Source organism: Stenotrophomonas sp. DDT-1, assembly GCF_001580555.1.
Taxonomy (GTDB): Bacteria; Pseudomonadota; Gammaproteobacteria; order Xanthomonadales; family Xanthomonadaceae; genus Stenotrophomonas; species Stenotrophomonas sepilia.
This window is the reverse complement of the sequence record NZ_LEKR01000002.1, coordinates 85,712-107,097: the sequence shown is the minus strand read 5'-3', so window position 1 is coordinate 107,097 and position 21,386 is coordinate 85,712. Positions and strand designations below refer to the sequence as shown.

Genomic DNA, 21,386 nt, shown 5'->3' with positions numbered 1-21,386 from the left:
TTCCCTTCCACCGCGTCGAACCCGGCGCCGCCACGCAAGGAAAGATGATGTCCCCCAAGCACTTCCTGAACACCCAGGACTGGAGCCGCAGCGATCTCGACGCGCTGCTGACCCAGGCCGCGCTGTTCAAGCGCAACAAGCTCGGCGACCAGCTCAAGGGCAAGTCGATCGCGCTGGTGTTCTTCAACCCGTCCATGCGTACCCGCACCAGCTTCGAACTGGGCGCATTCCAGCTCGGTGCCCACGCGGTGGTGCTGCAGCCGGGCAAGGATGCGTGGCCGATCGAGTTCAACCTCGGCACGGTGATGGACGGCGATACCGAAGAGCACATCGCTGAGGTGGCCAAGGTGCTGGGCCGTTACTGCGACATCATCGCCGTGCGCGCGTTCCCCAAGTTCATCGACTGGGCCTACGACCGCCAGGACATCGTCCTCAACAGCTTCGCCAAGTACTCGCCGGTGCCGGTCATCAACATGGAGACCATCACCCATCCGTGCCAGGAGCTGGCCCACATCATGGCGCTGCAGGAGCACTTCGGCACCCAGGACCTGCGCGGCAAGAAGTACGTGCTGACCTGGACCTACCACCCCAGGCCGCTGAACACCGCCGTGGCCAACTCGGCGCTGACCATCGCCACCCGCATGGGCATGGACGTGACCCTGCTGTGCCCGACCGCCGACTACATCCTCGACGAGCGCTACATGGGCTGGGCCGAGCAGAACGTGGCCGAGAGCGGTGGTTCGCTGAAGATCAGCCATGACATCGACAGCGCCTACGCCGGCGCCGACGTGGTCTACGCCAAGAGCTGGGGTGCGCTGCCGTTCTTCGGCAACTGGGAACCGGAAAAGCCGATCCGCGACCAGTTCAAGCACTTCATCGTGGACGAGCGGAAGATGGCGCTGACCAATAACGGGGTGTTCAGCCACTGCCTGCCGCTGCGCCGCAACGTGAAAGCCACCGATGCGGTGATGGATTCGCCGCAGTGCATCGCCATCAACGAAGCCGAGAACCGCCTGCACGTGCAGAAGGCGATCATGGCCGCCGTTGCCGGGCGCTGATTTTTTCCGATTCAATCATTTCTGCCGGGCACGGCCCGGCGCTACCAGGACATACCCTCCCCATGAGCAACAAAGACGTCGTTCTCGCCTTCTCCGGCGGCCTGGATACCAGCTTCTGCGTGCCCTACCTGCAGGAGCGTGGCTACAACGTGCACACCGTGTTCGCCGACACCGGCGGCGTGGATGATGAAGAGCGCGATTTCATCGAGAAGCGTGCCGCCGAGCTGGGCGTGACCAGCCATGTCACCGTCAATGGTGGCCCGGCCATCTGGGAAGGCTTCGTCAAGCCGTTCGTGTGGGCCGGCGAAGGCTACCAGGGCCAGTACCCGCTGCTGGTCTCGGACCGCTACCTGATCGTTGATGCCGCGCTGAAGCGTGCTGCCGAGCTGGGTACCAACATCATCGCCCACGGCTGCACCGGCATGGGCAACGACCAGGTCCGCTTCGACCTGGCCGTGAAGGCACTGGGCGACTACCAGATCATCGCGCCGATCCGCGAGATCCAGAAGGAACACACCCAGACCCGCGCCTACGAGCAGAAGTACCTGGAAGAGCGCGGCTTCGGCGTGCGCGCCAAGCAGCAGGCCTACACCATCAACGAGAACCTGCTGGGCGTGACCATGTCCGGCGGCGAGATCGACCGTTGGGAAGCCCCGGGCGACGGTGCGCGTGGCTGGTGCTCGCCGCGCAGCGAGTGGCCGGAACAGGCGCTGACCGTGACCCTGAAGTTCGTTGAAGGCGAAGCCGTCGAACTGAACGGCAAGGCGCTGCCGGGCGACCAGATCCTGGCCCAGCTCAACAAGCTGTTTGCCCCGTACGGCGTTGGCCGCGGCGTCTACACCGGCGACACCGTGATCGGCCTGAAGGGCCGCATCGTGTTCGAGGCCCCGGGCCTGGTTTCGCTGCTGGCCGCGCACCGCGCGCTGGAAGATGCCGTGCTGACCAAGCAGCAGAACCGCTTCAAGCCGGACGTGGCACGCAAGTGGGTGGAGCTGGTGTACGAAGGCTTCTACCACGACCCGCTGAAGACCGACATCGAAGCGTTCCTGAAGTCCTCGCAGGCCAAGGTCAACGGCGAAGTGGTGCTGGAAACCCGCGGTGGCCGCGTCGACGCGGTGGCGGTGAAGTCGCCGCACCTGCTCAACACCAAGGGCGCCACCTACGCACAGTCGGCCGACTGGGGCGTGGAAGAGGCTGAAGGCTTCATCAAGCTGTTCGGCATGAGTTCGACGCTTTACGCGCAAGTCAATCGCTGAGCGATTGAATTGCGCGCGCGTCTCCCGCGCATTCCACCTTAACCCTGCGCCGTTGGCGCGCCCCCTTCAACAAGAAGGGGGCTCTCCACCAGACGCATCACGGTAGCGCCGGGCCATGCCCGGCGGAATTCCACAGGATCTTTGTTTCATGCTTGAACAGACGCTCGATCACCTGCAGGCCCTGGTGTCCTTCGACACCCGCAACCCGCCGCGTGCGATCACCACCGGTGGCATCTTCGATTACCTGCGCGCGAACCTGCCCGGCTTCAACGTCGAGGTGATCGACCATGGCGCCGGTGCGGTCAGCCTGTACGCCGTGCGTGGGACGCCGAAGTTCCTGTTCAACGTGCACCTGGATACCGTACCGGACTCGCCGCACTGGAGTGCCGATCCGCATGTGATGCGCCGCCTGGACGACCGCGTGGTCGGCCTGGGCGTGTGTGACATCAAGGGCGCCGCCGCTGCGCTGGTGGCGGCGGCCAACGCCAGCGATGGCGATGCCGCCTTCCTGTTCTCCAGCGACGAAGAAGCCAACGACCCGCGCTGCATCGCCGCGTTCCTGGCCCGTGGCCTGCCGTATGAAGCCGTACTCGTGGCCGAACCGACCATGAGCGAAGCGGTGCTGGCGCATCGTGGCATCAGCTCGGTGCTGATGCAGTTCGCCGGCCGTGCCGGCCATGCGTCGGGCAAGCAGGATGCGGCTGCCAGCGCATTGCACCAGGCCATGCGCTGGGGCAATCGCGCGCTGGATCATGTGGAATCGCTGGCCTCGGCGCGCTTCGGTGGACTGACCGGTCTGCGCTTCAACATCGGTCGCGTCGAAGGCGGTATCAAGGCCAACATGATCGCACCGGCTGCCGAGGTGCGCTTCGGGTTCCGCCCGCTACCGTCGATGGACATCGATGGCCTGCTGGCGACCTTCGCCGGTTTCGCCGAGCCGGAAGCCGCCGTGTTCACCGAGACGTTCCGTGGTCCCAGCCTGCCCGCCGGTGACATCGCCGAGGCCGAGAACCGCCGCCTGCTGGCGCGCGACGTGGCCGATGCGCTGGAGCTGCCGATCGGCAATGCCGTGGATTTCTGGACCGAGGCGTCGCTGTTCTCGGCCGCTGGCTATACCACACTGGTATTCGGCCCGGGTGACATCGCCCAGGCCCACACCGCCGATGAGTTCGTGACGCTGGACCAATTGCAGCGCTATACCCACGCCGTGCACCGGATCATCGCCGCCGGCGCCTGATCGACCCTACAACGCCGCCATGCCCCGGGCATGGCGGGACTGCAACGCGGCGACCGCCGCCTGTGACGAAACCGAAATGTCTCCTGCCCTCCAGCCCCACCGCCAGACCCGCCAGACCATCGTGCGCCTGCTTTCCAGCATGGCCAGCGCGAAGGAGATCAGCCAGTACCTCAAGCGTTTCTCGCAGCTGGACGCCAAGCGCTTCGCCGTGGTCAAGGTCGGCGGCGCGGTGCTGCGCGACGATCTCGACGCGCTGACCTCTTCGCTGTCGTTCCTGCAGGAAGTCGGGCTGACCCCGATCGTGCTGCACGGCGCCGGCCCGCAGCTGGATGCCGAGCTGTCGGCGGCCGGCATCGAGAAGCAGACCGTGAACGGCCTGCGCGTGACTTCGCCGGAAGCACTGGCGATCGTGCGCCGGGTGTTCCAGCAGTCCAACCTGCGCCTGGTCGAGGCGCTGCAGCAGAACGGCGCACGTGCCACCTCGATTACCGGTGGCGTGTTCGAGGCCGAGTACCTGGACGTGGACACCTACGGCCTCGTCGGCGAGGTGAAGAAGGTCAACCTGGCACCGATCGAGGCCAGCCTGCGTGCCGGCTCGATCCCGGTCATCACCAGCCTGGGTGAAACTGCCGGTGGCCAGATCCTCAACGTCAACGCCGACTTCGCCGCCAACGAGCTGGTGCAGGAGCTGCAGCCGTACAAGATCATCTTCCTGACCGGCACCGGTGGCCTGCTGGACGAGGCGGGCAACGTGATCGATTCGATCAACCTGTCCACCGAATACGATCACCTGATCGCGCAGCCGTGGATCCACGGCGGCATGAAGGTGAAGATCGAACAGATCAAGGACCTGCTCGACCGCCTGCCGCTGGAGTCGTCGGTGTCGATCACGCGTCCGGCCGACCTGGCCAAGGAACTGTTCACCCACAAGGGCTCGGGCACGCTGGTGCGCAAGGGTGAGAAAGTGCTGCGCGCCACCGCCTGGAGCGAGCTCGACCTGCCGCGGCTGAAGGGCCTGATCGAATCCAGCTTCGGCCGCACCCTGGTGCCGGACTACTTCGAAAAGACCAGGCTGCTGCGCGCCTATGTCAGCGAGAACTACCGCACTGCGGTGATCCTCACCGACGAGGCCGAAGGCGTGTACCTGGACAAGTTCGCTGTGCTCGACGACGCGCAGGGTGAAGGCCTGGGGCGTGCGGTCTGGAACGTGATGCTGGAGGAGACCCCGCAGCTGTTCTGGCGCTCGCGCCACGGCAACCCGATCAACCACTTCTACTACGCCGAGTCCGATGGCTGCTACAAGCAGGACCATTGGAAAGTGTTCTGGTTCGGCGCCGATGGCATCGACCGGATCAAGACCTACGTCGACCACTGCGCCCAGCGCGCGCCGAGCCTGCTGGGGTGAGCGATGAGTCCTCCTGACGTGTGGAACACGGTGCCTACCCTGCGCGGCCAGCACGTGGCGCTGCAGCCGCTGCAGCTTGGGCATGTCCCCGGCCTGCGCGCTGCCCTCGAAGGCAGCGGCCTGGACCAGCTCTGGTACACCCAGGTGCCGTCACCGCAGCAGGTCGAGCACTATGTGCAGGCCGCGCTGCAGGCGCATGCCGAACGCAAGGTGCTGCCGTTCGTGATCCGCGACGCCGCCGGTGACATCATCGGCAGCACGCGCTTCTACGACATGGATGCCAGCGTGCCCAGGCTCAGCCTCGGCTACACCTGGTACACGCCGCGCGTGCAGCGCACCGGCGCCAACACCGAGGCCAAGCTGTTGCTGCTGCAGCACGCCTTCGAGTCCATGGGCTGCATCAGCGTGGTGCTGGAAACCAGCTGGTTCAACGTCACCTCGCGCACCGCCATCGCCCGCCTCGGCGCCAAGCAGGATGGCGTGCTGCGCAACCACAAGCGGCACGCCGACGGCACGCCGCGCGACACCGTCATCTTCTCCATCATCGATGCGGAATGGCAGGGCGTGAAGCGCCACCTGCAGTACCGCCTGGACAGTCACGCATGAACGATTCGACTTTTACCCTGGGCATCGTCGGTGCCCGCGGCCATACCGGCGCCGAGCTGATCAAGCTGGTGGCCACCCACCCGCGGCTGAAGCTGGCTTTCGTCTCTTCGCGCGAGCGCGCCGGGCAGCGCCTGTCCGACCACCACCCGGAATTCCAGGGCGAGCTGCAGTACGAAAACCTGGACGCCGATGCGGTGGCGGCCAAGGGCGTGGACGCGGTGATCCTGGCCCTGCCCAACGGCCTGGCCGCGCCGTTCGTGGCCGCATTGGAAGCGGCGAAGGCTGACACCGTCATCGTCGATCTCTCGGCCGACTACCGTTTCGACAACAGCTGGTACTACGGCCTGCCGGAGCTGACCCGCGGCCGCTACAACGGCCAGAAGCACATCAGCAACCCGGGCTGCTATGCCACCGCGATGCAGCTGGCGGTGCATCCGCTGTTGGACCTGCTGGCCGGTCCGCCGCAGTGCTTCGGTGTCTCCGGCTACTCCGGTGCCGGTACCACGCCGTCGGACAAGAACAACGTCGAACTGCTGGCCGACAACCTGATGCCGTACGCGCTGACCAACCACGTGCACGAGCGCGAGGTGTCGGTGCAGCTGGGCGTGGCCGTGGAATTCATGCCGCACGTCGCGCCACACTTCCGGGGCATCACGCTGACCGCCAACCTGTGGCTGAACCGCGTGCAGACCCGTGAGCAGATCGTCGAGCGCTTCCAGCAGGCCTATGCGGGCGAACCGCTGATCGAGGTGGTGGACGAAGCGCCGTGGGTCAGCCGCATCGCCGGCCGCCACGGTGCCCAGGTCGGTGGCTTCACGCTCGCGCCGGGCGGCAAGCGGGTGGTGGTGGTGGCGACGCTGGACAACCTGCTGAAGGGCGCGGCCACCCAGGCCATGCAGAACCTCAACCTCGCGCTGGGCATCGACGAACTGACGTCGATCCCGCACTGAACACGCCTTCCGGAGCCCCCATGGCAGACCTTCTTTGGCAGAAGCCCGGCGTCGCTGTCGACGCCCAGATCCAGTCCTTCCTCGCCGGCGACGACGTGATCCTCGACCGCGAGTTCTTCCTGCATGACATCGCTGCCAGCGCCGCGCATGCGCAGGGCCTGCAGCACATCGGCATCCTCAGTGCCGATGAGCTTGCCGGCCTGCTGCGCGAACTGGAGATCCTGGCGCAGGACTTCCGCGAAGGCCGCTTCGTGCTGGATACGCAGTACGAGGATGGCCACTCGGCGATCGAGGCGCGCCTGACCGAACGCCTTGGTGATGCGGGTCGCAAGATCCACACCGGCCGCAGCCGCAACGACCAGATCCTGGTCGCCACCCGCCTGTGGCTGAAGGAGAAGCTGCAGCGCGTGACGCAGCTCAGCGCCGAAGTGGCAAAGGTCGCGCTGGACCGCGCGCAGGCCGAGAAGGATCTGCCGATTCCCGGCTACACCCACATCCAGCGTGCCGTGGTGTCCTCGGCCGGAATGTGGTGGGCGGGCTGGGCCGAGGCCTTCATCGACAACGCCATCCGCGCCCGTGACACCCATGCGCTGGTTGATGCCAATCCGCTCGGCACCGCCGCCGGCTACGGCGTGAACCTGCCGCTGGACCGCGAGCACACCACCGCCGCGCTCGGTTTCGCGCGCATGCAGGTCTCGCCGATCTACGCGCAGCTGTCGCGTGGCAAGTTCGAGCTGGCTGCACTGGAAGCGCTCGGTGGCGCCACGCTGGACCTGCGCCGCATTGCGTGGGACCTGTCGCTGTTCACCAGCGCCGAGTTCGGCTTCGTCGCGCTGCCGGCGCAGTACACCACCGGCAGTTCGATCATGCCCAACAAGCGCAATCCGGATGTGATCGAGCTGATGCGCGCCACCCACGCCAGCGTCGCCGCTGCGCGCACCGAGATCGAGCAGCTGCTGTCGCTGCCTTCGGGTTATCACCGCGACCTGCAATCGTCCAAGGGCGCCATCTTCCATGGCTTCGGCCGCGGCCTGGCCGCGCTGGAGCTGCTGCCGGCATTGCTGGCCAACCTGGAATGGCGCGACGACAGGCTGCGCGCAGCGATCGACTCGGGCATGTATGCCACCGACGTCGCCGTGGAGGCGGCCGTGGCTGGCGTACCGTTCCGCGAGGCCTACAAGGCGGCTGCGGCCGGTGCCGACAGCGCAGGGCAGGGACGCACGCCGGAAGGCAGCCTGGCTGCGCGTGTATCGCCGGGCTCGGCCGCCGACCTGCGCCTGGACGAACTGCGCGCGCGCTGGCAGGCGCTGTCCTGATGGCGGGCACTGTCTACCTGGTTCTGGCGATGCGCCGGCCGGACTTCAACGATGCAGCGGTGCAGCCGCATCGCGATTTCCTCGATGCGTTGCAGGCGCAGGGCAAGCTGCAGCTGACCGGTGGCTTCGCCGATGGCAGCGGTGGCGCCTACGTGCTGTGCAACGTGGACAGCCTGGCGCAGGCGCAGGCCATCGTCGCCACCGATCCGCTGGTGACGATGCAGGCCTCCGACCTGACCGTGCACGAATGGAACACCCGCTGAGAGCCTGACCGATGATCCAGCACGCTGACCATGTCGCCTCGCCGTTCCCCGAACAAGCGCTGCCGCCGTGGCGGCGTGCGGTGCTCAAGGTTGGCAGCAGCCTGCTGGCAGCCGACGGCGGCGGCCTGTCGCCACGCCACGCGCTGGGCCTGGCGCAGTTCGTCTCGGCCAATCTCCTGGCCGGGCGCGAGGTGGTGATCGTGTCTTCCGGCGCGGTCGCTGCCGGGCGCGCAATCCTGCCTCGGGCCGATGAGCCTGGCGCGGCGATGGCGGCGAGGCAGGCCCTGGCCGCGCTCGGCCAGGCACAGCTGATCGGGCTCTGGCAGCGCTTCTTCGAGCGCCCGGTGGCGCAGGTGCTGCTGACCCACGACGACCTGCGCAACCGCCGCCGCTACCTCAATGCACGCGCCACGTTGAGTGAACTGTTGCGCCTGGGCGCATTGCCGGTGGTCAACGAGAACGACACCGTGTCGGTGGATGAGCTCAAGCTCGGCGACAACGACAACCTGGCTGCCACCGTGGCGGCGCTGGTCGACGCCGATGCGCTGTTCATCGCTACCGATATCGATGGCCTCTACAGCGCCGACCCGCGCACCGTGGCCGATGCGCGGCCGTTGCACGACGTGCCGGAGCTGGGTGATGAGGTGCTGGCGATGGCGGGCGGCGCCGGCTCGCGCGCCGGTACCGGCGGCATGCGCACCAAGCTGGAGGCGGCGGCGAAGGCCGGGCGCCTGGGCATCGAAACCTATCTGTTCAATGGCCGCAGCGGTGACGTGGTGCGCGCGCTGGCGCAGGATCGCCTGTTCGGCACCCGCATCCATGCCGCACGCAGCCGCGAGGCCGCCCGCAAGCACTGGCTGCGGCATGCACCGCTGGCCGAGGGCGTGATCGTCATCGATGCCGGTGCGGCACAGGCGATGCGCGAGAAGGGCGCCTCGCTGCTGCCCGGTGGCATTACCGGTGCAGAGGGCGTGTTCCGCCGCGGCGATATGGTACAGGTGTGCTGGAACGCGCCGCAGGGCCGTGTCTGCGTGGCCCGTGGCGTCAGCCAGTATGCTGCCGACGACGTACGCCGGATTGCCGGCCACCATTCGCGCGACATCCAGGCCGTGCTCGGCTACAACTACGGCGGCAGCGTCGTCCATCGCGACGACCTGGTGCTGCCATGACCGGATTGAAGGACACACCGATGAGCGAGATCGAAGCGCAGGCGCGTGCCTGCCGTGATGCGGCGCAGATCGTTGCCGGCCTGGACAGTGCGGCACGACGCACGCTGCTGCTGGCGATGGCGCAGGCACTGGAGGTGAATGCCGGACTGATCCTGGCCGGCAATGCACGTGACCTCGCCGCCGCGCGCGGGAAGGGCGTGGGCAGCGCCATGCTCGATCGTCTGGCACTGGACCCGCCGCGCCTGTTCGCGATGGCCGAAGCCGTGCGCGAAGTGGCCGGATTGCCAGATCCTGTCGGCGAGGTCACCCGCGATGACGTGCGCCCGAACGGCATCCGCGTGCAGAAGGTGCGCGTGCCGCTGGGCGTGATCGCGATGATCTACGAGGCGCGCCCGAACGTGACCGCCGAAGCCGCGGCGCTGTGCCTGAAGGCGGGGAACGGCGTGATCCTGCGTGGTGGTTCCGAGGCAATTCACTCCAACACCGCGATCGCGCAGGCACTCGCCGGTGCGTTGAAGGCCAACGGCGTACCGCCGGCCGCCGTGACCGTGCTGACCGACCTGCGCCGCGAGGCGATGCTGGAACTGCTGCAGCTGCATGAGCTGATCGACCTGGCGATTCCGCGCGGTGGCGAAGGCCTGATCCGTTTCGTTGCCGAGCATGCGCGGGTACCGGTGATCAAGCACTACAAGGGCGTCTGTCATCTGTTCGTGGATGCCAGCGCCGACCTGGGCAAGGCCATCGACCTGCTGGTGGATGGCAAGTGCAGCCGGCCAGCCGCCTGCAATTCGCTGGAGACACTGCTGGTACACCGTGACGTAGCCGATTCGTTCCTGCCGCGCGTGGCGCAGGCGCTCGGCGAGCGCGGCGTGCAGCTGCGCGCCGATGCGCAGGCGCAGCCGCTGCTGCCGGGCAGCACGGCGGCGACCGAGGAGGACTACGCTGCCGAGTTCCTCGACCTGGTGCTGGCCGTGCGCGTGGTGGACGACCTCGATGCGGCCATCGCGCACATCCGCCGCTATACCTCAGATCACACCGAAGTGATCGCGACCGCAGACGCCGGCCATGCCGAGCGTTTCGTTACTGCGCTGCGCTCGGCGGTGGTGATGGTCAATGCCTCATCGCGCTTCTCCGATGGTGGCCAGCTGGGCCTGGGCAGCGAAATCGGCATTTCCACCACGCGCCTGCATGCCTATGGCCCGATGGGTCTGGAAGCGCTCACCGTCGAACGCTTCGTGGTGCGTGGCGAAGGGCAGACGCGCACATAAGTGGAACCACGCCATGCGTGGATGTTCTTCGCGGCAGACCCCGGTGCCGACCAAGGCCGGCACCCACCGGGCTGTCGGGCTACACCACCTCGCGGCGGATGCCGACCGGGCGTGCGTGATCATCCATATGCAGCGTGGCGGCCTTGCAGCCCATCAGGCGTTCGGCCAGGCCGGTGCTGGCACCCAGATCGGCGGCCACTTCGTTGAGGCTGGCCAGTGGCCGCGGCAAGCGACGCTCGCGGCCACGGAAGCGGGCACGGTTGTACTCGGCCCAACCGATCAGCAGCACGCTGGCGCACAACAGCATCAGCGGCAATGCCACCAGCACGTAGGGATCGAACTGGCTTTGCCGTTCGTACAGCTGCTGCCAGGCCAGCTGGCCGCCAACCAACCACGAGAACAGGGTCACCAGGGGCGCCCACAGGTAGAAGTAGAAGCCCCAGAACGCCAGGGTGACGAAGCCCCAGGCGGTGCGCTGGAAGCGCGGCTGGCGGTGTGGCTTGCGGATCATCCGTGAGTCGAAGCGGTTGGACGGGCGTTGCGCGTTCATCGGATCCCCCGGTCAGGGCTGGTCCAGGTGGCGCGCTTGCTGCGACGGCGCAGCAGTGTCTTCGGCAGCGCCACCAGGGTGGTGGAAAGGCTGATCAGCCAGTACGCCATCGGGTACCAGATGACCCAGAAATAGTTGCGTCCAATCTGTGTTTCGTAACGCCGGTCGATGATCAGGCTGCTGGCGAACTGCAGCAGGCAGACCAGCGCCAGGATCACGCCATGCCACTGCGGCAGCAGGCTGGCGATATGCAGCTGCGGCGGCAGCTCGATGAACTTGCCCAGTGCCCACAGCAGCACGATGAACAACATGGTGTAGGCCCAGATCACGCTCAGCACGTACTCCAGCAGCACGCCCCACATGCGCCGCTCTTTCCAGTGCAGCAGCGAGCGCGCGTGACGCAGCATCACCTCCACGCCCCCCTGGGCCCAGCGCAGGCGCTGCCGCCACAGGCCCTTGAGGGTCTCCGGCATCAGGATGAAGCACAGCGCATTGGGTTCGTAGCGGATGTCCCAGTGCGCGCGCTGCAGGCGCCAGCTGATGTCGATGTCCTCGGTCACCATGTCATCCGACCACCAGCCCACCTGGTGCAGGGCGGTACGGCGGAAGCCGGCGATCACCCCGGAGATGGTGAAGATGCGCCCGTATACGCGCTGCGCGCGCTTGATCATGCCGATGATCGAGGAAAACTCGGCCACCTGCAGGCGTCCGAGCAGGGTGGAGCGGTTGCGGATGCGCGGGTTGCCGGTGACCGCACCGACCCGGTTGCCGCTGACCAGGTGCCAGACCATCCAGTGCAGCGCATGTTCCTCCAGCATTGCATCGCCGTCGATGCACACCAGGTACTCCGAGCGAGCGGCCAGTGCACCCATGCGCAGCGCATTGGCCTTGCCCAGGTTACGGTCCAGGTGCAATACGCGCAGCCGCGGGTGCCTTGCCGCCAGCACATCCAGCCGCGCGCCGGTGTCATCGCTGCTGCCATCATCGATGGCGATCACTTCGTAGTCGGCGGGGTAACGCTGGGCCAGCGCCGCAGTGAGCGTGTCATCCAGGTTCTCTGCCTCGTTGTGGCAAGGCACCAGCAGGCTCGCGAAGGGGGGATCGACCATCAATGGAGGATCGTTGCGTGGCCGCGAGTGGCGTTCGCGCCGGTAGTAGTAGTAGAGGCCGCCGGACATCCAGAAGAACGCCATCACCATCGGGTAGTAGAAGGCGAACTGGAACAGGACCTGCAGCAGCGGATGCATGTCCATGTCACTTCTCCGGGTACGGGAAGGTGCCGGCGGACATCGCCGCGCGGGCATCGCGGGTGGAGGGCTGGTCGGCGATGAAATCGTCCGGGTACCAGGCGAAGTGGTGCGCGCCCTGTGCCTGCAACTGGCGGATCTGTGCGCGCAGGCGCTCGGCGGGAATCGGTTGCCCGTTGCGCCAATCGGCGGTCTGCAGCTCGAACAGGGTGTGCTGCAGCTGCGGGTCGTGTGCGCGTACTGCGGCCAGCAGCTGGTCCAGCCAGCGCTCGGGGTGCTGGCTGCCTTCCATCCACGGCATCGCCATCAGCGCGGTCTGGTCATAGGCCTTGTTGAACAGGTCCAGGCGCTGCGCGAACCAGGCCTCGCTCTGCGGGCGGAGCACCGGCTCAGCGTACAGGTTGCGCACGGTGGCCAGTTTCGGGCGCCAGCGTTGCGCGCTGTCGCGCAGCGCCAGGGTGAAGCTGATCAGCGCCTGCGTGCGCGCGCTGCCATCGCCGCCGGCTGCCAGTGCCGGCAGCTCGGTGTCGCGAAGGTAGCCGTCGTCATGGAACAGCAGGCCTTCAAAGTAGGAATTGACCGCCAGGTCCTCGTAGATGTCGAGCATGATCTGGCGGGCCTTCGGGTTGGTGAAGTCCAACCGGTACATGCCATCGGGATCGCCGTTGCGGATCGCCAGCGCCTTGCGCTGCACCGGGTCGGGCAGCTCAAAGCCAAGCACCGGCAGCCATGCGTAGACCTTCACGCCGGCGCGGGATTTCAGCTGCCAGGCAACGCGGCTGAACAGGTCCGCACGCATCGGCATGTGCCGGTTGGGGAAGTACAGCGCATCGGCAGTGTTGTTGCCGTCCGGATCGGCGAACGCCTGCAGGTAGACGTGCGTCGGCGCGATGCGCTTGATCCGTTCGACCAGCGCATCGAGGTTGCGTGCCTGCTGCGTCGGGTCAGCGTCGTAGACATCATCCAGGTCGATCTGCAGGGCACGGATGCCATCGAGCGCGACATCGCGGCGCAGCTCGTAGGCCAGCCCTTCCACGGTCGGATTGTCGCTGACCAGGAAGCGCGCCAGGCCATGCAGGTCGCTGGCCACCCGCGTGCTGCGGCCCTCCAGATCGAAGGACACCGGCATGCCCAGCTGTTCGGCGATGTCGTTGCTCAACTGGTTGTAGGCGGCGTATGGCCAGACGATGGCGCGCGGGCGCACGCCCAGGTGCTGCTCGATGCGCTGCACGCTGCGCGAGAGATCGGCGCGCAGGCGCTGCTCATACTGCGTTTCAGTCTCGTACCTGTGCGTGGCCGGGCTGTAGATGCGGGTGACCACGGCGGGCGTTGAATTGCCCTGTGGATTGGCGAGCACGCCGTGGTGCAGGTCGTCGGTGTGGCTGGCCACCTCGATCAGGCCGCTGTCGTGCATCTGCTTCAGCTGCGCCCAGGTGACGAAGTCATCGCGGCCGAACGGACGGTAGCCGTAGTCGATGGTGCGGCCCGGAGCCATGTCCACGTAGTCGGTGATCACCGCCACCAGCGCCGGGTAGCGGTAGGCCTGCAGCAATGGGAAGGCCTTGTCGTAGACGCTGCGCAGGCCGTCATCGAAGGTCAGCAGCACAGGCTTGGGCGGCAGCGTGGCCCGGCCCTGCGAGGCATCGATCACCTGCGACAGCGAGACCGGGTGATAGCCATGCGCGCCCAGCCAGTCCAGGTGTGCGGCAAAGTTCTGCGTGCTCACCGCATAGGTATCGGCATCGCCCTTGGCCGCGACCTGGTCGCGGATGTCGTGGTAGCTGAGGATCAGCAGGCCATTGTCGATCGCATCGAGATGCGCGGCCTGCTGCGCCAAGGCCGGTGGCGTGATGGCCAGCAGCAGGAGCACGATCAGTCGCAGGAAGCAGGCCATGTCAGTCTCCCCAGCGCAGTGCGGCTTCGAAGCCGATATGACGCTCGCGGTGGCCGTCGTAGACCGGCCGCGACCAGCGCACGCCGTACTCGAACACGCGGCCCGGGCCCAGCTGCCATTCGTGCATGTACGACACCGACGGCACCAGCGCACTGCCGAAGCCGTCCTGCCAGTAGTCGCCCAGCGAGACCGTCAGCCGGTGGCGGAAGTGGCGTTCGTAGTGCCGCCACAGCTGCTGGTCGATGCGCAGCCCGATCTCGACCATGCGGTCGCGCTTCGGGTTGAAGTAGGGCGCATCGTCGCGGCTGCCACGACTGGTGTAGGCACTGGCGAGGCCATCGATCAGCCAGCGCGGGCGGGTCAGCAGGCGCTGTTCAAGGCGGGTGCTGAACAGTTCGCGGTGGTTGCCATCGTCATAGCGGAAGCGGCTGGCGCCGAACGTCCAGTGGGTGAGCTCGCTGCGCCGGTAGTCCACCTGTGCGCTCACGCTGTCGGCGGTGATGCCGGCCGCGCGCGCCTGCATCGAGGCTTCTGGATCATTGCGCGCGGCCACCAGGCCGGCGTGCCAGTAATCGTTGAACTGCCAGCCGACGGCGGCCCGCAGGCCGGTATCGCCGATGTGGTCGTTGGCGCGCAGGACGGCCGCTTCCGCATCCAGCTGCCCGAAGCGGTAGCGCACGCCCGCACCCAGCCACAGGGGATCGATGCGCTGGTCCTGGAAATCGGTCGAGCGCCGGTCGGCCAGGGCGAACAACCGCCAGCGGTCATCAAGGATCGGTGTCTCCACTTCCACACCGTAGTGGCGATCGTTGTTGCCCAGTGGCGAGGTGCCACCGCCACCGGAGCTGCGGCCGATGTCGGTCCATGCCTTCAGCTGCCAGCCGCGATGCGCACGCCAGGCCTGGTCCATGCGTTCGACAGCCGGTTGGGTGGGATAGCGTGCGACCAGGTCATCGTGCAGCGGCCGCGCCAGGTCGTCGCGCTGCAGGGCGACGTAGGCCTCTTCCATGCCCAGCCGCGGTTCGATGTCACGCGGGTCCAGCGCGTGTGCCATCTGCTGTCGCTGCAGTGCCCTGCGTGGCCAGCCGCGCATCATGTAGACGCTGCCCAGCGCACTCTGCAGGCCTCCGTTGCCGGGTGCGATGTCCACCATCGACTCCAGATCGTGCTGCGCAGTGACCAGGTCGCCGCTGTAAGCGCGCACCATTGCCAGGTTGAGATCGGCCTCGTAGCGTGACCAGTTCGCGTACGGTGATTTGCCATTGCTCCAGCGCCACGCCGGCTCCTTGTCGCGCCATGCCTGCAGCAGGTCGATCGCCTTTTCCTGCTGCTCGCTTTCCAGGTAGGCGTAGGCCAGTTCCGAATGCGAGGCGTCGCGCGCCGGATCGCCAGCGACGGCCGCCTGCAGTACCGGAATGGCTTCTTCCGGGTGCAGGGTGCCCATCAACGAATCGCCCACGGCAGGCAGCACGTAGTCGGGCAGGGTGTGGCCTTCGGCCTGCAGGGCTCGTGCCTCCTCACGCACCTGTACATGGCGGCCCAGCCGGTTGAGCAGGATCAGCCGGTCCATGCGGATGCGCAGTGGGGCCTGCGAGGGTGGGGTGCCTTCGCCGCCGACGTAGCGCTGCATGCGCGCCAGGGTCGACTCGGCTTCTTCCAGGCGGCTGTCCTCGCTGCTGCTGTAGGCCAGGCTCCAGACCACGAGTTTGGCCAGGTAGTCGCCTTCCATGCGCTGCTTCTGGGCGTCGTCGAACAGCTGCGGCCGCTGCTGGTACAGCTCCCAGGCGCGCCAGGCATTGCCGATGTCGCCCAGGGTCAGCACGCGCAGCTTGAACAGCAGATCGTCGTTGGGCTGCTGCTGGCTGGCGCGCTCGATTGCGCCGAGCGCATCCAGCCAGCGGGCCTGGTCGCGGTAGCGGCCGATCTCGGCCAGGGCCGCGTCGCGGTCGGTCGGAGCCGCGCCGCTGGCCCAGGCCAGAGCGGTGCATGCGAGGCCGACGCAGAGCGCCAGCCGGCGGTGGACGACCATTGGGGACCCCCTTGGCTTCCGAACCAGACAACCTGTGAAAATGTGACGCAAATCACATGCCAGTATTTGGCGTGGCCGTGGCCCGCGTCACTCCCTTCGTGCGTTCCCGCCCATTGAAGACGGATACAACCCGGACAGCGACCTGCAATGTCTTGTCTGAAACGAGAGTCCCCCGCACACCGAGTGGTGGCCTGGGCGGCGCTGCCGCCCCCATGCCCGATGCCGGCACGCGGCAAGGAAGGGCATTCATGGGCACTATCCGCCCGGAATTGTCAGTTCGGCGTCAAGATTGCCCGGTGTCTGACGAGCGGTAGGCGGGGCCGTCTGGCGGCCCCGGCCGGGCTACCAGAGATCTTCCAGCTTGCGGGGCTTGCAGGCGACCCACGAGGCGCACAGCATCAAGGTGGCGCAGCCGAACAGGAAGCTGAACGGGAGCGTCCAGCCATTGCTGACGGTATGCAGCCAGCCGACCAGGAACGGGCCCAGGCAGCTGAAGCTGTAGCCCACGCCCTGCATGAAGCCCGACAGCGCGGCCGAGCCGGCCGGGGTGCGGGTGCGCAGGTTGATCAGGGTCAGCGCCAGCGGGAAGGTGGACGGGCCGACGCCGAGCAGGCAGGCCCACAGCAGGGGCGCCTTCATCGGCGCCAGCAGCAGCCCGGTGAAGGCGATCACGAACGAGAAGAAGCCGATCAGCACCAGCGGGAACGGGTTCTGCATGCGTACCGCCATCGACGGAATGACCAGTGACGGCAGCAGGCCCAGTGCCGAGAACACGGCCACCATCACGCCGCCGAACGCGGGCGTGCCACCGGCCTCGACCACGATGCGCGGCAGCCAGGTGAACATCGAATAGGTCATCAGCGAGGTCATGCCGAACATCAGCGTCATGCTCCAGCCCAGCGACGTACGCCAGACCTTGCCGTGCGGCTGCGCGGTGGGATCGGCGGCGTCGGCCAGCGGCTTCGGTGCGCGCCTGGCCAGCAGCAGCCACGGCAGCGCGGCGGCCAGTGCAAGCAGCGCCCACATGCCCAGCGACACGCGCCAGCCTGCAGCGTTGGCCACCGGTACTGCCAGTAGCGCCGGCAGCATCGTGCCCAGCTGCAGCACGCTGATGTAGAGCGTGCTCATGGTGCCGACCTTGTTGGCGAAGTAACGCTTCACCAGCGGCGGCACCACCACGTTGCCGATGCCCATGCCGGCCAGCGCGATTACCGAGCCCAGCAGCAGCGTGCCGACGTTGCCGGCGCTGGAGCGCAGCAGCAGGCCGGCCATCGCCATCAGCATCGCCAGCAGTGTGGTGCGTTCCAGGCCCAGGCGCCGCGCCAGTGCCGGCGTGGCCACGCCGAACAGCGCGAACGAGGCGGTCGGCAGCATGCCCAGCACGCCGGTCATGGTGGTACCGAAGCCGAACTGCTGGCCGAGCACGTCCAGCAGCGGGGTGATCGAGGTGACCGCAGTGCGCAGGTTGACTGCTGCCAGCAGGATCGCGGCAAACGCGAGGACGCGACCGTGCAGCAGCGACGGCGAATCGGAAGTGGAGGAACTCATCGGTGGTCCTTGCAGGTGTCGCACGCCGCGGCAATGGCATGCAGCGCCGGCATCGGTCTACGCCGAAGCGGCAGGTGGGGGTGGGGGCTGCAGGTGGGCCGGCAGCGCGGCCATTGTACGTGTGCGCTCCGGCAAGGTCCCGTCATGCGGGCGGCCTGGCGCGGGGTACAAAAAAACCCGGAGGACAGTGATGTCTTCCAGGCTTCTTGGTGACCACCGAAGTGGTCGGGGAGACAGGATTCGAACCTGCGACCTCTACGTCCCGAACGTAGCGCTCTACCAGACTGAGCTACACCCCGAAGGGAGCCGCCTATTCTAGCGATTCACCCCGATGGCGGCAAGGGGTGAATGCTGTTTTCTTCACACCGCCGAAGCAGTGCCACCTCAGGGAACAAAAAAGCCTGGATGACTTCACCAGGCTTCAATGCGACCACGTGAGTGGTCGGGGAGACAGGATTCGAACCTGCGACCTCTACGTCCCGAACGTAGCGCTCTACCAGACTGAGCTACACCCCGAAGGAGCCGCCTAAGATACCGTGTGAAGGCCAGGGCGGCAAGGTTTTTTTACAGCTCAGCGACGATTTTCGTTCTCGATGCGGTTCTGCTCGCGGGCTTCGAACCACATGCCGTTGAGGATGGCCACCGTCGAGGCGAGGCCGGCACCGAGAATCCAGGCGAAGTACCACATGGTCAATCTCCTTTGTTCAAGGGTGTGCCGACCGTCGGCCGGCACACCGGCAATCAGTAGGCGTTCGGGTTGTTGCCCATCTCTTCGGTGGTGGTCTTGCCCTTCAGCACGCGGTACACCCAGGTGGTGTAGGCGAGGATGATCGGCAGGAACACCGCCGTGGCCAGCAGCATGATCCACAGGGTCAGGTGGCTGGACGAGGCATCCCACACGGTCAGGCTGGAGGTGGGCTGGCTCGAGGACGGCAGCAGGAACGGGAAGATGGCGAAGCCGACGGTCAGGATGATGCCGGCGATGGCCGCACCGGAGGCGATGAAGGCCAAGCCACCACGACGGGCACGCAGCAGCACCGCACTGGCCAGCAGGCCCGCCAGGCCGAGCAGCGGGGCCAGGATCGTGGCCGGCATCGCGCTGTAGTTGCGCATCCAGCCACCGGCGGCGCCGAGTTCGGCGGTCTTCAGCAGCGGATTGGTGGCGCCATCGGTAACCACCTGCGAGGTGATCTGGTAACCCGGCAGGCCGAAGGCCACCCAGGCGCCACCCACTGCGAACAGCACGAAGGCGATGATTGCCGCGATGCTGCCGAAGCGGGCTGCACGTTCGGCCACCGGGCCGTCGGTCTTGATCACCAGCATGGCCGCACCGTGGGCGACCAGCATCGACACGCTGAGCAGGCCGGCCAGCAGCGCGAAGGGCATCAGCAGGCCGAAGAACGAGCCGGTGTAGAAGATGCGCATGCTGTCATCGAAATGGAACGGAACGCCCAACAGCACGTTGCCCACGGCCACGCCCATGATCAGTGCGGGAATGAAGCCACCGATGAACAGCGCCCAGTCCCAGGTGTTGCGCCAGCGTTCGCTGGGCATCTTGCTGCGGAACTTGAAGCCGACCGGACGCAGGATCAGGGCGAACAGGATCACGAACATCGCCAGGTAGAAGCCAGAGAAGCTGACCGCGTACAGCGGCGGCCAGGCGGCGAAGATCGCGCCGCCACCCAGGATCAGCCACACCTGGTTGCCTTCCCAGACCGGGCCGATGGTGTTGATCACCCGGCGGCGTTCGGCGTCAGTGCGGGCGACGAAGGGCAGCAGGGTGCCCACGCCCAGGTCGAAACCATCCATCACGGCGAAACCGATCAGCAGGATGCCGAGCAGCAGCCACCAGATCACGCGCAGCGTGGTGTAGTCCAGAAGAATGAAGTCCATCTTGGTTCTCCTGCCTCAGGCCTGGCCGGCGACCGGCGCCGAGGCATTGTGGGAAGCATGCGGCTGGGGCGACTGCAGCGAAGGCAGCAGTTCGTCCGGACCCTTGCGGATCGCCTTGAGCATCAGCTTGATCTCGACCACGATCAGCGCGGTGTAGATCGCGGTGAAGCCGGCCAGGGTCAGCACGATTTCATGCAGGGCCAGGCCCGATGCCGCATAGAAGGTCGGCAGCACGCCATCGACCGCCCACGGCTGGCGACCATACTCGGCCACGAACCAGCCGCACTCGATCGCGATCCACGGTGCCGGCAGCGTCCACAGGGCCAGCTTGAGGAACCAGCGCTTGTCCTGGAAGTTGTTGCGGCACGAGTAGTAGAAGGCCAGCGCGAAGAAGGCGATCAGGTAGAAGCCCAGGCCGGCCATCACGCGGAAGGTCCAGAACAGCGGCATCACGCGCGGCACCGTGTCCATCGCCGCCTGCGAGATTTCCTGCGGGGTGGCGTTGAGGATGTCATCGCGATAGCGCTTGAGCAGCAGGCCGTGGCCCAGGTCCTGCCAGTGGCGGTCGAACATCTCGCGTGCTTCCACGTCGTTCTTGTTCGCACGCAGGCGTTCCAGCGCGCCGTAGGCGAGCTGGCCGCCGCGCACGCGGTGTTCGGCGCGCTCGACCAGTTCCAGGATGCCTGGAATCGGCTGGTTCAACGAGCGGGTGGCGATCAGGCCCATCAGGTAGGGGATCTTCACCGCATAGTCGTTCTGGTGGGTGTCCTGGTTCGGGATGCCGAAGGCGGTGAAGTCGGCCGGCGCACGCTCGGTCTCCCACATCGCTTCGATCGCGGCCAGCTTCATCTTCTGGTGTTCACTGGCGGCGTAACCGCTCTCGTCACCCAGCACCACCACCGACAGCGATGACAGCAGGCCGAACGCTGCGGCCACCGCGAACGAACGACGGGCCAGGTCCTTGTGCTTGTTGCGCAGCAGGAACAGGGCACTGATCGCCATCACGAATACCGCACCGGTCACGTAGCCGGCGCTGACGGTGTGCACGAACTTGGCCTGCGCCACCGGGTTGAACACCACCGCCATGAAGTCGACCACTTCCATGCGCATGGTTTCCGGGTTGAACACCGCACCGGTCGGGTTCTGCATCCAGCCATTGGCCACCAGGATCCAGATCGCCGACAGGTTGGTGCCCAACGCCATCAGCCAGGTCACCATCAGGTGCTTGACCTTGCTCAGGCGATTCCAGCCGAAGAAGAACAGGCCGACGAAGGTGGCTTCCAGGAAGAAGGCCATCAGGCCTTCGATCGCCAGCGGCGCACCGAAGATGTCACCCACGTAGTGGCTGTAGTAGGACCAGTTCATGCCGAACTGGAACTCCATGACAATGCCAGTGGCGACGCCCATGGCGAAGTTGATGCCGAACAGAACGCCCCAGAACAGGGTCATCCTGCGCCAGAACTCCTTGCCGGTCATCACGTACACGCTCTCCATGATGGCCACCATGAAGGACAGGCCGAGGGTGAGCGGTACGAATAGGAAGTGATACATCGCGGTCAGCGCGAATTGCAGCCGCGACAGTTCTACGACTGTCTGATCAATCATGGCCTGGCTACCTCGTGGGATAGTGCCGTTGCAGGTGGCGGGAAGGGTGGTCTACGACGTGAATGATGTGACCGACTACTTCAAACAGCCTT

Annotated in this window: 18 protein-coding genes and 2 tRNA genes; 10 read left to right on the top strand and 10 right to left on the bottom strand. The window is 66.5% G+C overall.

Annotated elements, in window-relative coordinates; translation table 11 throughout:
• Window positions 1–47: 47 nt before the first annotated feature.
• From AB839_RS01535 to AB839_RS01490, 10 genes are all read left to right on the top strand, one after another.
• Complete coding sequence (locus tag AB839_RS01535; RefSeq protein ID WP_061478042.1) at window positions 48–1,058, top strand: N-acetylornithine carbamoyltransferase; 1,011 nt, start codon at window positions 48–50, stop codon at window positions 1,056–1,058.
• Between the two features lie 62 nt (window positions 1,059–1,120).
• Complete coding sequence (locus AB839_RS01530) at window positions 1,121–2,314, top strand: argininosuccinate synthase (protein ID WP_061478041.1); 1,194 nt, start codon at window positions 1,121–1,123, stop codon at window positions 2,312–2,314.
• 148 nt (window positions 2,315–2,462) lie between these two features.
• Window positions 2,463–3,551, top strand: a complete 1,089-nt coding sequence (locus AB839_RS01525; RefSeq protein WP_061478040.1) for an acetylornithine deacetylase — start codon at window positions 2,463–2,465, stop codon at window positions 3,549–3,551.
• 76 nt (window positions 3,552–3,627) lie between these two features.
• The gene (locus AB839_RS01520; RefSeq protein ID WP_061478039.1) at window positions 3,628–4,956 is read left to right on the top strand and encodes an acetylglutamate kinase; all 1,329 of its coding nucleotides are present in this window, start codon (window positions 3,628–3,630) and stop codon (window positions 4,954–4,956) included.
• Between the two features lie 3 nt (window positions 4,957–4,959).
• On the top strand, window positions 4,960–5,562 hold the full coding sequence (locus tag AB839_RS01515) for a GNAT family protein (protein ID WP_061478038.1): 603 nt from the start codon (window positions 4,960–4,962) through the stop codon (window positions 5,560–5,562).
• On the top strand, window positions 5,559–6,512 hold the full coding sequence (argC, locus tag AB839_RS01510) for an N-acetyl-gamma-glutamyl-phosphate reductase (RefSeq protein ID WP_061478037.1): 954 nt from the start codon (window positions 5,559–5,561) through the stop codon (window positions 6,510–6,512). Before AB839_RS01515 ends, argC begins: the two co-directional genes overlap by 4 nt.
• A 20-nt stretch (window positions 6,513–6,532) precedes the next feature.
• Window positions 6,533–7,828 carry an argininosuccinate lyase gene (gene argH / locus AB839_RS01505; protein WP_061478036.1) on the top strand — a complete coding sequence of 432 codons (1,296 nt, stop codon included), beginning with the start codon at window positions 6,533–6,535 and terminating at the stop codon, window positions 7,826–7,828.
• Window positions 7,828–8,091: a YciI family protein gene (locus AB839_RS01500; protein WP_061478035.1), complete on the top strand. Its 264-nt coding sequence runs from the start codon at window positions 7,828–7,830 to the stop codon at window positions 8,089–8,091. Before argH ends, AB839_RS01500 begins: the two co-directional genes overlap by 1 nt.
• Window positions 8,092–8,102: 11 nt before the next feature.
• Complete coding sequence (gene proB, locus AB839_RS01495; protein WP_061478034.1) at window positions 8,103–9,260, top strand: glutamate 5-kinase; 1,158 nt, start codon at window positions 8,103–8,105, stop codon at window positions 9,258–9,260.
• A complete protein-coding gene (locus tag AB839_RS01490; protein ID WP_061478033.1) occupies window positions 9,257–10,528 on the top strand; it encodes a glutamate-5-semialdehyde dehydrogenase in 1,272 nt (423 codons plus the stop codon). Before proB ends, AB839_RS01490 begins: the two co-directional genes overlap by 4 nt.
• Window positions 10,529–10,607: 79 nt before the next feature.
• Here AB839_RS01490 and pgaD read toward each other — a convergent pair whose 3' ends face one another.
• The 10 genes from pgaD to AB839_RS01440 all read right to left on the bottom strand — a co-directional run bounded on the left by pgaD (window position 10,608) and on the right by AB839_RS01440 (window position 21,294).
• Window positions 10,608–11,078 (bottom strand): poly-beta-1,6-N-acetyl-D-glucosamine biosynthesis protein PgaD, encoded by a 471-nt coding sequence (gene pgaD / locus AB839_RS01485; RefSeq protein WP_005417686.1) that lies wholly within the window; start codon window positions 11,076–11,078, stop codon window positions 10,608–10,610.
• Window positions 11,075–12,331: a poly-beta-1,6-N-acetyl-D-glucosamine synthase gene (pgaC, locus tag AB839_RS01480; RefSeq protein ID WP_061478032.1), complete on the bottom strand. Its 1,257-nt coding sequence runs from the start codon at window positions 12,329–12,331 to the stop codon at window positions 11,075–11,077. Before pgaC ends, pgaD begins: the two co-directional genes overlap by 4 nt.
• A 1-nt stretch (window position 12,332) precedes the next feature.
• Window positions 12,333–14,219: a poly-beta-1,6-N-acetyl-D-glucosamine N-deacetylase PgaB gene (gene pgaB / locus AB839_RS01475; protein WP_061478031.1), complete on the bottom strand. Its 1,887-nt coding sequence runs from the start codon at window positions 14,217–14,219 to the stop codon at window positions 12,333–12,335.
• A gap of 1 nt (window position 14,220) precedes the next feature.
• Window positions 14,221–16,248 (bottom strand): poly-beta-1,6 N-acetyl-D-glucosamine export porin PgaA, encoded by a 2,028-nt coding sequence (pgaA, locus tag AB839_RS01470; protein ID WP_061478030.1) that lies wholly within the window; start codon window positions 16,246–16,248, stop codon window positions 14,221–14,223.
• Window positions 16,249–16,590: 342 nt separating this feature from the next.
• Window positions 16,591–17,796 (bottom strand): MFS transporter, encoded by a 1,206-nt coding sequence (locus tag AB839_RS01465; RefSeq protein WP_061478029.1) that lies wholly within the window; start codon window positions 17,794–17,796, stop codon window positions 16,591–16,593.
• 222 nt (window positions 17,797–18,018) lie between these two features.
• Window positions 18,019–18,095: transfer RNA gene (locus AB839_RS01460), tRNA-Pro, on the bottom strand.
• A 140-nt stretch (window positions 18,096–18,235) separates the two neighbouring features.
• A tRNA-Pro gene (locus AB839_RS01455) sits at window positions 18,236–18,312 on the bottom strand.
• A 55-nt stretch (window positions 18,313–18,367) separates the two neighbouring features.
• Window positions 18,368–18,484, bottom strand: a complete 117-nt coding sequence (gene cydX, locus AB839_RS01450) for a cytochrome bd-I oxidase subunit CydX (RefSeq protein ID WP_021204639.1) — start codon at window positions 18,482–18,484, stop codon at window positions 18,368–18,370.
• A gap of 53 nt (window positions 18,485–18,537) precedes the next feature.
• Complete coding sequence (gene cydB / locus AB839_RS01445; protein WP_053501030.1) at window positions 18,538–19,689, bottom strand: cytochrome d ubiquinol oxidase subunit II; 1,152 nt, start codon at window positions 19,687–19,689, stop codon at window positions 18,538–18,540.
• Between the two features lie 15 nt (window positions 19,690–19,704).
• Window positions 19,705–21,294, bottom strand: coding sequence for a cytochrome ubiquinol oxidase subunit I (locus tag AB839_RS01440; RefSeq protein WP_061478028.1), 1,590 nt, complete (start codon window positions 21,292–21,294; stop codon window positions 19,705–19,707).
• Window positions 21,295–21,386: the final 92 nt, after the last annotated feature.